Origin of the sequence: Sorangium sp. So ce281 (assembly GCF_051527395.1) — a bacterium.
Taxonomy (GTDB): Bacteria; Myxococcota_A; Polyangia; order Polyangiales; family Polyangiaceae; genus Sorangium; species Sorangium cellulosum_B.
In genome coordinates, this window is sequence record NZ_CP150322.1 from 8891050 (window position 1) to 8902079 (window position 11030).

General features: G+C 70.0%; 9 protein-coding genes. 5 read left to right on the plus strand and 4 right to left on the minus strand.

Annotated elements, in window-relative coordinates:
* Nucleotides 1–73: 73 nt before the first annotated feature.
* Entirely contained in the window at nucleotides 74–1117 is a 1044-nt protein-coding gene (locus tag WMF27_RS33790) for a PHP domain-containing protein (protein ID WP_437764748.1), read from the minus strand.
* Between the two features lie 198 nt (nucleotides 1118–1315).
* Between WMF27_RS33790 and WMF27_RS33795 the strand changes: the two genes are divergently transcribed.
* Entirely contained in the window at nucleotides 1316–2425 is a 1110-nt protein-coding gene (locus WMF27_RS33795; protein WP_437764747.1) for a hypothetical protein, read from the plus strand.
* 29 nt (nucleotides 2426–2454) lie between these two features.
* On the opposite strand, the gene corA is transcribed toward WMF27_RS33795, so the two are convergent.
* Nucleotides 2455–3660, minus strand: coding sequence for a magnesium/cobalt transporter CorA (gene corA, locus WMF27_RS33800; RefSeq protein ID WP_437764746.1), 1206 nt, complete (start codon nucleotides 3658–3660; stop codon nucleotides 2455–2457).
* A gap of 268 nt (nucleotides 3661–3928) precedes the next feature.
* Here corA and WMF27_RS33805 point away from each other — a divergent pair, with 268 nt between their 5' ends.
* Nucleotides 3929–5254 carry a hypothetical protein gene (locus WMF27_RS33805; protein ID WP_437764745.1) on the plus strand — a complete coding sequence of 442 codons (1326 nt, stop codon included), beginning with the start codon at nucleotides 3929–3931 and terminating at the stop codon, nucleotides 5252–5254.
* Between the two features lie 39 nt (nucleotides 5255–5293).
* Here WMF27_RS33805 and WMF27_RS33810 read toward each other — a convergent pair whose 3' ends face one another.
* On the minus strand, nucleotides 5294–5713 hold the full coding sequence (locus tag WMF27_RS33810; RefSeq protein WP_437764744.1) for a GFA family protein: 420 nt from the start codon (nucleotides 5711–5713) through the stop codon (nucleotides 5294–5296).
* 109 nt (nucleotides 5714–5822) lie between these two features.
* Here WMF27_RS33810 and WMF27_RS33815 point away from each other — a divergent pair, with 109 nt between their 5' ends.
* On the plus strand, nucleotides 5823–6245 hold the full coding sequence (locus WMF27_RS33815) for a hypothetical protein (RefSeq protein ID WP_437764743.1): 423 nt from the start codon (nucleotides 5823–5825) through the stop codon (nucleotides 6243–6245).
* Entirely contained in the window at nucleotides 6242–6457 is a 216-nt protein-coding gene (locus WMF27_RS33820) for a hypothetical protein (RefSeq protein ID WP_437764742.1), read from the plus strand. Before WMF27_RS33815 ends, WMF27_RS33820 begins: the two co-directional genes overlap by 4 nt.
* Nucleotides 6458–6462: 5 nt before the next feature.
* Here WMF27_RS33820 and WMF27_RS33825 read toward each other — a convergent pair whose 3' ends face one another.
* Nucleotides 6463–8691, minus strand: coding sequence for an NADP-dependent isocitrate dehydrogenase (locus WMF27_RS33825; protein ID WP_437764741.1), 2229 nt, complete (start codon nucleotides 8689–8691; stop codon nucleotides 6463–6465).
* 879 nt (nucleotides 8692–9570) lie between these two features.
* On the opposite strand from WMF27_RS33825, the gene WMF27_RS33830 reads away from it, so the two are divergent.
* Nucleotides 9571–10554, plus strand: coding sequence for a M12 family metallopeptidase (locus WMF27_RS33830; RefSeq protein WP_437764740.1), 984 nt, complete (start codon nucleotides 9571–9573; stop codon nucleotides 10552–10554).
* The last annotated feature ends 476 nt before the right edge of the window (nucleotides 10555–11030 follow it).

The following is an 11030-nucleotide window of genomic DNA, read 5'->3' on the forward strand; positions in this document are numbered from 1 at the left end:
CCGCTAGGCCCGATGCGTCTGCGCGTTCCACACGGCCACGCGAGCGCCGCCGTGCGCTTGCCCTCGCTGCCCCTCACTCCACGGTCGCGTACGCCGGCGTCCACGCCCGCTTCCCGTCCGGCCGCGTGATCCGCGCCCGCACGTACCGCTCCCCGCCGCGGAGCCGGTACGTCGCCCGCCCCGCCGCGGGCTGCTGCCGCTCCAGCACGCGCCCGCCGCGCCCGACGAACTCGACGACCGCGCCCGCCGCCACCGGCCAGACCGAGAACGCGTCCCCGGCGAGCGCGATCCTCCGCAGCCTCGCCCCGGACGACGCGTAGAGCCGTCCCCTGGCGAGCGCGCTGCAGATCGCGACGCGCGACGCCTCCCGCGAGAACACCTCGATGAACCCGCGGCCGGGCCCCGCGGGCGGCGCGCCCGACCCGGCCGTGAGCTGGTGCAGATCGTCCACCGCGACGCCAACGATCCCCCCTCCCGCGGCGCCGCGCACCGTGAGCACCGCATCCCATAGCGCCTCGTGCGACAGGCGCGTCGCGTCGCCGTCCGTGTACACGTACGGGTGCCCGCTGTGGATCTCGAGGAGCTCCGCCGCAGGCGCCGCCAGGAGGTCGCCGGCGGATAACGACCAGTCGAAATTCGGATGGTTGATGAGCGCCACACCCCCCTCCGCCCACACACGCCCGATCGCCCACTTCAGCGCCTCCCCCTTGGTCAGGAAGGCGCCCCCGCCGATCGTCGCCCGCGTGCAGAGCGCGTTCACGTGCACGGCCTTCCCCTCGGCCCACATCGTGACCTCCTCGCCGGGGATCACGGCGAATTTCGACGCCGACGAGGGATCCTGGAACATCGCAGGATCGACGCGCTGGTTGTGGTCTGTCAGCGCCACGAAGGAATACCCGTTCTCGCGGTACCAGCGGACGACGTCGCGCGGCTCGCTGTCCCCATCGCTCAGGGACGTGTGTGTGTGGATGTTCCCGCGCTGGAACACCTGCACGTCGAGCGCCTTCTCGAAGCGCGGGCGGCCCGGCCCGTGGCCTCCGGGAGCAGAGCCCGAATCGGACGAGGCGCGCTCCGCCCTGCCGGCGAGCGCGAGGAGCGCCACTGCGCCGATGAACACGAGAGCACTCCGGCGTCCGCGCATGTTCATTACAATGACATGGAGAGTGTACAGAACGCCAGGGCCGTGACCAATCCGCAGAGAGCGCGCCCTACCTCCGCCGCCGCGCGTCACCCCTCCCGCGCTCCGGCGCGCGCCCTCCTCCTCTTCAATTTTTAAAACCCCCGGTCCACCGGCGTCCGGCGGCATACTGCTCCCGTGACACCCCCCCTCCTCGCGCTCGTCATGATCGTCAAGGACGAGGCCCCCTCCATCCGCGAGACCCTCGCCTCGGCCAGGCCCCACGTCGACCGGTTCACCCTCCTCGACACCGGCTCCGCCGACGGCACACAGGCCCTCGCGCGCTCCGCCATGGCGGGCGTCCCCGGCGATCTCGTCGAGGAGCCCTTCGCCGACTTCGGCGCGACGCGCAGCCGCGCCCTCGACCTCGCGGGCGACGCGGCCGTGTTCACCCTCATGCTGAGCGGCGACGAGCGCCTCGTCGCCGGCGACGCGCTCCGTCGCTTCTGCGAGGAGCGCCGCGACGCGTCGGGCCCGGGGCACGGCGCCTACCATGTCCGCGTGCGCTACGGCGATTCCGTCTACGACTCCGCCCGGCTCGCCCGCGCCTCGGCCGGGTGGCGCTACGTCGGCGCCACCCACGAGGTGCTCTCCAAGGACGGCGAGCCGCCCCCCTCGATCCGCGTCCCCGACGCCCACATCGTCCACGATCTCTCTCGCCGCGACGCCGCCGCCCAGAGCCGGAGGTGGCAGCGCGACCTGGAGCTGCTCTCCGCCGCGCTGGCCCGCTCCCCCCGCGACGGCCGCGCCGCGTTCTACCTCGCGCAGACGCTGGAGTGCCTCGGCCGGCACGCGGAGGCGTTCGAGGCCTACGAGCGGCGCGCCGCGCTCGGCGGCTGGCAGGAGGAGGTCTACGAATCGCTGTTCCGCATGGCGCGCACCGCCGCCGCGCTCGGGCGCCCCTGGCCCGAGGTGCAGCAGCGCTACCTCGACGCCCACGCCCACAGCCCGCACCGCGCCGAGCCGCTCTTCGCCGTCGCCTGGCACTGGTACGGACAGCGGTGCTGGCCGCTCACCTACCTCTTCGCCTCCCGCGGCGCCGCCCTCCCCTTCCCCGCCCAGGCCACCCTCTTCGTGGACGCCGAGGTCTACGAGCACAAGCTGCTCGACCTCGTCGCCACCAGCGCGTTCCACGTCGGCGAGCTCGCCGCCGGCGAGGCGGCGCTGCGCAAGGCCCTCGCGCGCCGCCCCGGCGATCCGCGCCTGCTCGGGAACCTCGCGTTCTACGCGCCCGCGAAGGAGCGCTGACGCGCCGCGCTCGCGCCGCTTGTTGACGCTCAGCCGCCGTCGTCGTCCTTCCTGATCCAGCCCTTGCGGCGATAGTACGTGAGCAGCCCGACGACGCTCGCCAGCATCAGGCACCATACGAGCGGATAGCCGTAGTACCAGTCGAGCTCCGGCATGTTGAACGGCGAGCTCTCGTGGTGGAAGTTCATCCCGTAGATGCCCGCAATGGCGGTGACCGGGAGGAAGATCGTCGAGATGATCGTGAGCACCTTCATGATCTCGTTCATCCGGTTCGACATCCCGGAGAGGTGGAGATCCATGAGGCCGGAGCTCAGCTCGCGGTAGGTCTCGACCATGTCCATCAGCTGCACCGCGTGATCGTACGTGTCGCGCAGGTAGAGCCGCGTGTCCTTGGCGATGATCGGGTTGTCCTCGCGGAGCAGCGCGTTGACGAGATCGCGCTGCGGCCAGATGGCGCGCCGGAGCGTGAGCAGATCCCGCTTCAGATCGTGGATCGGCTTCGACATCCGGCGCTTCGCGTCGATCACCTCGACCTCCAGGTCCTCGATGTGCTCGCCGAGCCGCTCGAGCACCGGGAAGAAGCCGTCGACGACCGCGTCGAGCAATGCGTACGCCAGGTAATCGGCGCCCCGCTCCCGGATCGAGCCCCGGCCGGTGCGGATGCGCTCCCGCACGGCCTCCATGACGTCCCAGTCGGCCTCTTCCTGCACCGTCAGGACGAAGCTCTTGCCGACCAGGATGGCCAGCTGCTCGGTGCGCAGCACGCAGCGCTCGTTGACCTGCGCCATCCGCGCGATGATGAGGACGTGCTCGCCCCCGTAGACGTCCGCCTTCGGCCGCTGGGGCACGTTGACCATGTCCTCCAGCGCGAGCGGGTGGACACGGAAGATCTCGCCCAGCCGCTCGAAGGTCCCCTTGTGCCCGAGCCCCCGGACATCGACCCACGTGATGGAGGGCCGGTCGTCCGTGAGGTAGGGAATGCACTCGTCGACGCTCTGGATCTCCTTCTCGGACACGACCTCGGCGTCGTAGTCGATGACGAAGATCTTCGGCCGCTGCGTCTCCTCGATGACGAGCGTCCCGGGCGGCGACGCCGGCGGCGGCTCGTGCATGAGCCGGGCGCGCCTGGGCCGCATCGTCGTCCGGTCGGGGTCGGCCCTCTCCTGGACCCAGGAGGCGCGCGGCTGCGGCGCGCTGCTGCGCCGCGACTCGGGGGGTAGGGTGGTGCTCGTCACGGGGGCGTGATGGTAGACCAAGATCCCGTGGCATCGAGCGCGGGATGACGCGGGATGACACGCGAGAACGAGCGCGCTCTCCCGCTCGCTCCGCGGCGCCGGGTGGCGTATGCTGTTCGGGCCGCGGAGGGGAGTTGCTGGTCGGGCCGCGGCGAGGAACGGGCGCTCGCAGGGCCGCCTCTTCCTTCCTGTTCCTGCTGGCCGGGGGAGCGCGACGCGCGCCGGCCTGCGCCTCGCGCCGCCGCGCGCCCTGCCCTTCCGGATGCCCATGGGAACGACCCTCGACATCGCGATCGGCCTCGTCAGCGTCTTCTTCCTGCTCAGCGTCCTCTGCTCGGCCATCCACGAGGCGCTCGCCGGCGTGCTCCGGCTGCGCGCGCTCAACCTGGCGCAGAGCATCGAGATCATGCTGGCCGATAGAGAGCTCGACGCGCACGTGAAGCAGTCGCCCGGCGCCGCCGATACCGCCGCCCCCAAGGGCTCTCCGCTGGAGCAGGTCATGAAGCGCGTGGCGCGGGGTGCTGTCGAGTTCGTGCGCACCCGGGTGATGCCAGGACCGCTCCCGAGCCCGCTCGCGGCGAAGCTCCGCGAGCACCCGCTGATCAAGGATCTCAAGTACGGCTGGGTAGGGCCGTCCTACATCCCGTCGCACGCGTTCGTGGCCGCGCTCATCGACACCCTGCGGCACGTCCCCTGGCCCGACGGCGCCGCGGCGCTGCCCCCGCAGGCCAGCGCTCCACCTACGCAGGCCGGCGCCGCGCCTGCGCCGGCGGGCGACGCCGCTTCCGCGCCCCTGCAGCAGGCGAGCGACGGCGTCCCTCCGGCGCAGGCGAGCGCCGCCGCGCCTGCGCCGGGCGAGATTGCGGCGGTGCCGGGCCGCGACGAGGACCCGCTCGACGAGCTGAAGCGGATCCTCCGGAGCATGCCGCCGAAGAGCGATCTCCGGCGCGCCCTCACCACGATCGTCGACTCCACGGTCAAGGACATGCGGGAGGCCAACATCCGGCTGGAGCGCTGGTTCAATGACGCCATGGACCGGGCCGCCGGCCGGTACAAGCGCCGCGCGCAGCTGATCATCACCGCGACGGCGCTCGTGCTCTGCGTCGGGTTCAACGCCGACAGCATCCGCCTCGCGGGCGCCCTCTCGCGCGACGCGGTGGTGCGCGCCCGGCTGATCGCGGCGGCGCAGGAGATCGCGAAGTCGCCGCCCCGCGCCGCGCCCCAGGCCGGCGGCGTCGACCAGAACGAGGACATCATGGCCGCGATCGCCGAGGGAAGCGCCGCTCGCTCGCGGATCACCGGGCTCGACGTCGAGATCACCTGGGGCGTGAAGGCCCCCGAGCACACGAGCGTCCCGAAGCTCTGGAACGCGATCGCGGCGGTCCTCGGCCAGGGCATCGTCGGCTGGCTCCGCGGGGTGCTCGACAGGCTTTTGACCCCCGGCATCCTCATCACCGCGGCCGCCGCCTCCCTCGGCGCGCCGTTCTGGTTCGACCTGCTCAACAAGCTCGTGAACCTCAGGACCGTCGGCAAGAGCCCCGAGCCTTACGAGCCCCCCAAGGGCGCCGGGCCGGACAGCAGCGTGACCCGCTGACCATGCGCCACGCTCAAGGGGACGACACGCCCGGTCGTCCTACCACGACGCTGGGTACTCGTCGTGGGTTGGAAGCCCTCCGCTGGCGCACCCCCACGGCGCTCTGGATGCCCAGAAGATGTGATCCGTCGGCGAGATGGGCGGCGCCGTATCCAGCGACCCCGCCGGGACGAGCACGATCTTGCCGCCGCGCCTCAGGCGCGGGACGGGGCACCCGCAGTGACTGCAAAACCACTTCCCGAAGCTCTTCGCCGTGGGCGGCTCATAGCGTGTGATGGCCTCTTCCCCTGACAGCCATCGGAGCTGGCCGGGATCGACGGCCAGATTCGTGGCGTGGCCCGTGCCCGTGCCTTTGCGACAGCGCGAGCAATGGCAATGGGCCATCAACTGGAACGGCGGGTCGACCTCGAATGTCACCGCCCCGCAAAGACAACCGCCGTGAATGCTGGACTCGCTCATCTGCTCTCTCCAGGCGCCTGACGCCGCGATGGAATGGGATGCTCAGCCTATCCGATCTGGCCGGCGAGGATCGAGCTCGGTTCGCCTGGCGCGCCCGGAACACGACGCCGTGGCCGGATCGAGCGCACCGGCGGCGGCCGCCGCGGAGACAGCGTCGCCGGCCGCCGCGGAGGCGGCCTCGTCGGCCCCCGCGACCGCGGCGCCCGCCGAGCCGGCTCCGCCGTCGACCGCGCCGGCGTCTCCCGGTGCGCCGGCGTCCTTCAAGGACGGCCGGAGCGAGTCGATCGCAGCGGCCGTCGGCCTCGGTTGCGAAGCGAAGAGCCTCGACGGCTGGCTCGAGCTGCTTTGCCGGAAGAAGAACGGGACCGGAGGGCACCCCGTTCGCGCGGTGATCCACGATCCGAGCGCGGAGGCCGCGGCCGAGAAGCCGGGCGAGCCCGTGGCGGCCGACGGCGCCGGCGAGGGCGCGGCGCGGGCGCGACAGCCGCGCTCGGCCGCGCGTGCGGCAAGAAGCCCGCGGCGGTCGTCGTGACGGCCGGCAGCGGCGTGAACGTCGCTCAGACGGCGAAGAACCTCGTCTGCGCGCGCGCGCTGGGAGCCACGCGGGAGGCGCTCGAGGGCGAGCTCGCGGCGAAGCGCGCGGACCTCTGCGGCGGCGCGGCGACCTGCGCGCTGTCGAGCACCTTCGAGGCCTGGCTCGACGCGGCGCTCCCGGCCGAGCTGGGGAGCGCCGCGAAGCCGTGAATGATTCAGGAGAAGCCGTCGATGGCCGCGTTCAGCGTGGCGCTGGGCCGCAGCGCGGCGAACGTCTTCCGATCGTCGAAGTGGTAGTAGCCGCCGAGGTCGACGGGCTTACCCTGCGCGCCGATCAGCTCGCCGTCGATCTTGGACTCGTTGTCCGTCAGGGTCTGGGCGAGCTTGCCGAACTTGGCCGCCAGCTCCTTGTCCTCGGTCTGCTTGGCGAGGGACCGCGCCCAGTAGAGCGCCAGGTAGAAGTGGCTGCCGCGGTTGTCGATCTCGCCGACCTTGCGCGCCGGGCTCTTGTTGTTCTCGAGGAACAGGCCGATCGCCGTGTCCAGCGCCTTGGCGAGCACCTTCGCCTTGGCGTTGCCGGTCTTGTTGGCGAGGTCCTCGATCGACACCTGCAGCGCCAGGAACTCACCGAGCGAGTCCCAGCGCAGGTAGTTCTCTTTCTGCAGCTGCTGGACGTGCTTCGGCGCCGAGCCGCCGGCGCCGGTCTCGTACAGGCCGCCGCCGGCCAGCAGCGGCACGATGGAGAGCATCTTGGCGCTGGTGCCCAGCTCCAGGATCGGGAACAGGTCCGTCAGGTAGTCGCGCAGCACGTTGCCGGTGACGCTGATGGTGTCCTTGCCCTCCTTCATGCGGCCGAGCGTGAACTTGATCGCCTCCACCGGGCTCATGATCGGGAGCTCCAGGCCCTTGGTGTCGTGCTCGGGCAGGGTTGCCTTGACCTTGGCGATCAGGTTCCTGTCGTGGGCGCGGTTCTCGTCGAGCCAGAACACCGCCGGGACGCCCGTGGCGCGCGCGCGGGAGACGGCCAGCTTGACCCAGTCCTTGATCGCGATGTCCTTCGTCTGGCAAGCGCGGAAGACGTCGCCGGCCTCGACCTTCTGCTCCAGCAGGGCGTTGCCGGAGGCGTCGACGACGCGCACCGTGCCGCTCTCGGCGATCTTGAACGTCTTGTCGTGTGAGCCGTACTCCTCCGCCGCCTGCGCCATGAGCCCCACGTTCGGCGAGCTGCCCATCGTGCGCGGATCGAACGCCCCATGCTGCTTGTGGAACTCGATCGTGGCCTGGTAGATGCCGGCGTACGAGCGATCGGGGATCGTGAACTTGGCGTCGTAGAGCTTGCCGTCGGTGCCGTACATCTTGCCGCTGGAGCGGATGGCCGCGGGCATCGAGGCGTCGACGATCACGTCCGAGGGCACGTGCAGGTTGGTGATGCCGCGGTCGGAGTCGACCATGGCCAGCGTCGGGCGTTGCTCGTAGACGGCCTTGATGTCCGCCTCGATCGCCGCCTTCTCGTCGGCCGGCAAGCTCTGGATCTTCGTGTACAGGTCGCCGATGCCGTTGTTCGGGTCGAAGCCGACCCTGGCCAGCGTGGCCGCGTGCTTCTCGAGCGCCTCGGCATAAAACACGCTGACGGCGTGCCCGAAGAGGATCGGGTCGCTGACCTTCATCATCGTGGCCTTGAGGTGCAGCGAGAACAGCACTCCCTGCTTCTTCGCGTCCGCCACCTGCTCGGCGTAGAACACGCGCAGGGCCCTGGCGCTCATCACGCTTGCGTCGACGACCTCGCCCGCCTGCACCTTGACGCTCGGCTTGAGCACGGTCGTCTTGCCGCCGGCGACGAGCTCGATCTTCAGCTCCTGCGCCTTGTCCACCACGACGGACTTCTCGCTGCCGTAGAAGTCGCCGCTCGACATATGAGCGACGTGGCTCTTCGACTCACGGCTCCACGCGCCCATCGAGTGCGGGTGCTTCTTGGCGTAGTCCTTGACGGCCGGCGAGGCGCGACGATCGCTGTTGCCCTCGCGCAGGACGGGGTTCACGGCGCTGCCGAGCACCTTGGCGTAACGCGCCTTGATCGCCTTCTCCTCCTCTGTCTTCGGCTCGGAGGGATAGTCCGGCACGGCGTAGCCCTGCTGCTGCAGCTCCTTGATGGCGGCCACGAGCTGCGGGATGGAGGCGCTGATGTTGGGTAGCTTGATGATGTTGGCGTTGGGCGTCTTGGCCAGCTCGCCGAGCTCCGCCAGGTGGTCGCCTAGCTTCTGGCTGTCCGTCAGGCGCTCGGGGAAGCTGGCGAGGATGCGGCCCGCCAGGGAGATGTCGCGCGTCTCGACTCGAACCCCGGCGGCCTTCGTGAACGCCTCGACGATCGGGAGGAGCGAATAGGTGGCCAAGGCCGGCGCCTCGTCCGTCTTCGTATAGATGATGGTAGAATTTTGCGTTTCCACTGTTTTCTCGAGGGTTGAACGGGTCGGGATTGTTGGAAAGGTTTCGCCCGGTGCCAAGGGCCCGTCGCACCGGCACAATGCCTGGCACCGAAATTTGCGCAAGCCCCTGGCTCCGGGCCGAGGCGCCGCCGACCCGGCCCGCCGGATGCACGAGCGGCGGGCCGTGGCGGAACCGCTGCCGGAGCGCGGCGCAGCGCGCGAGACGCGTTGCGTCGACCGGCCGCGGCTACACGTCTCCCCGGCTCGGGGTTCATGGCGACGCGACTGCCCCGGATCGCCTGGATACGCTCTCCCGCGACGCCATTCAGGCTCACCGTGACCGAAGAGCCGCTGGCGGGGATTTCGAGCGCGGCGCTGCGGCGCGTCGAGAGACGAGCGGTGGGACGTCGGCCACCGGAAGTCGGGCCGGACCATGCGCTCGCAGTCGACCCCACCTGCTTCGCTTGATTTCTGAGCTGTTTCTCTGGATCCAGGGTGCGATGACCTGGTTTTTTGAGATGATTCTCTGGATCCAAGGTGTGATGACCTGGTTTTTTGAGGTTATTCTCTCGACGTAGCCTTGATCTAACCAGATCAGAGAGAGAAAGCTCTAGATAGAGCCCGTGTCGATCTAGAATTCAGGTGCTTCTCTCTAGATTTAGCCGTCCATTGTCCAGTTTGTCGACCAGGATGTCTCGATGCCCCTGGTCCCCACGCTCCCGTCGCCCCACGCGGCTACAGGGCCGTCGAGCTGGCGCGCGCCGCCCTCGGCGCTCGGTCGAGCATGGCGACGCGTGGAGTGCTGCTGGCGCGATCAGGGAACCGGGACGAGCCGATCGTCGCCCACGCCGAGGTGGACCCCTGCACCATCGATTCCGTGGACCTTGCTTCACCGAGTCGATGTCGGCTGAGCTCAACATCAAGCGCCAGGGCGAGAGCCGGTCGCTGCTCGTCAATGGGAAGAACGGACCCGAGGAGCTCAACTACGACGTGGTGGACGGACGGGCCATCTACCAGGGCGACATCGTGCCGGGCACGGTGGAGGAGTTCGAGTCGCGGCCAAAGGGATCTGGCGTGACGATAAGAGACTATCGGTGGCCCAACCGCACCATACCCTTCCTGATCGACGGCGACGTGCCGACAGAGATGCGGACCAAGATCGACGACGCCATCGCTCACTGGGAGACGAACACCGACTTCGACTTCGTCGCCCGCACGACCCAGAGCGACTACGTCGAGTTCGTCCTCAGCAACGAGTGCACCTCGCCCGCCGGAAGACAGGGCGGAAGGCAGACCATCAACGTCTCGCCACAGGTGGGATCTCGACGCCCACCAGGGGCCGACGTCCTACGCGCTGCCGCCGGGTTACACGATCGCGAGCGTCCGAGGCATCGGCATCGCGGGGACGACGGACCACGTCTTCGTCTGGTACTCGAACGGGAGAGGGGATCATCCTCGCGGGGCGGGCAGTTCAGGCGCTCTGCGAGGAAGGGTGGCCGAGCGAGCGGCTCTGCGGGGACGCCGGCGTGTGCGAGGACTCGATCTGCGCGCTCGGCGAGGAGGTGGCCACTTGCCCCGCCGACTGCGGCGTCCCCGATTGCGGCGACGGCCGCTGCGAGGCAAGCGAGTGGCGGACGTGCCGCCTGGATTGCGGGCTCACGCCGCCCGGTCACTGGGTGTGCTCGTCCCTCTGGTACGGAGAGGGAGGACAGTGCGATTGCGGCTGCGGTGCTCCCGATCCGGACTGCGTGGAGGGGGAATGCGAGCGACAGGCCGAGATCGTTCCGGACGAGGGCATCGCGCCCGGAGCCCCGGCCCGCGACGACGGCGGATGTTCGGTCGGCGGCGCGACACGCAGCTCGACGGGCGGTGTCCTCGTGGTGACCGCGCTGCTCGCTCTCCTTCCGGCCCGGCGCGCGCGCTATCGCTGGCTGGCTCGGCGACCTCATGACGCCAGCGGCGCTCGTCGCAGGCACACGTCGCCCTGACCGGCGGATCTCTGGCCCGCGGTGCTCTTGCGGTAGGCTACGCGGTCGATTCCGCCAGGCTGCGAGCGTCGGCGGGCCGGAGGCATGACAGGCCTCCACGGTGCGGGATGACTGGATTGCGCCCTGCCTGTCGCCCGCGCCTCGTCCAGTCATTCCCGTCGCTGGTTTCCTGGGTGGCAACGGAGCAGCGGAGGACCGAGCGTGTCGAGGGCTGCCGCAAGCACGATTCGGACGTGATGCGCTGGAAGCCACCCGGAAGGTGGGGAAGAGGACCAACGCCGGGCGAGGCGGAAGCTGGATTTGTCTATCGGCCCACAAGAGCAGGCGCGAGGTCGGGATCCCCGAATTCGGACAAGGTCCATCAATCGCCAG

What these genes read in the sequence shown, in the direction of transcription:
- WMF27_RS33805 (WP_437764745.1), top strand. Translation starts at nt 3,929, where the DNA reads ATGGGAACGACCCTCGACATCGCGATCGGCCTCGTCAGCGTCTTCTTC.
- WMF27_RS33810 (WP_437764744.1), bottom strand. Translation starts at nt 5,713, where the DNA reads ATGAGCGAGTCCAGCATTCACGGCGGTTGTCTTTGCGGGGCGGTGACA.
- WMF27_RS33830 (WP_437764740.1), top strand. Translation starts at nt 9,571, where the DNA reads ATGTCGGCTGAGCTCAACATCAAGCGCCAGGGCGAGAGCCGGTCGCTG.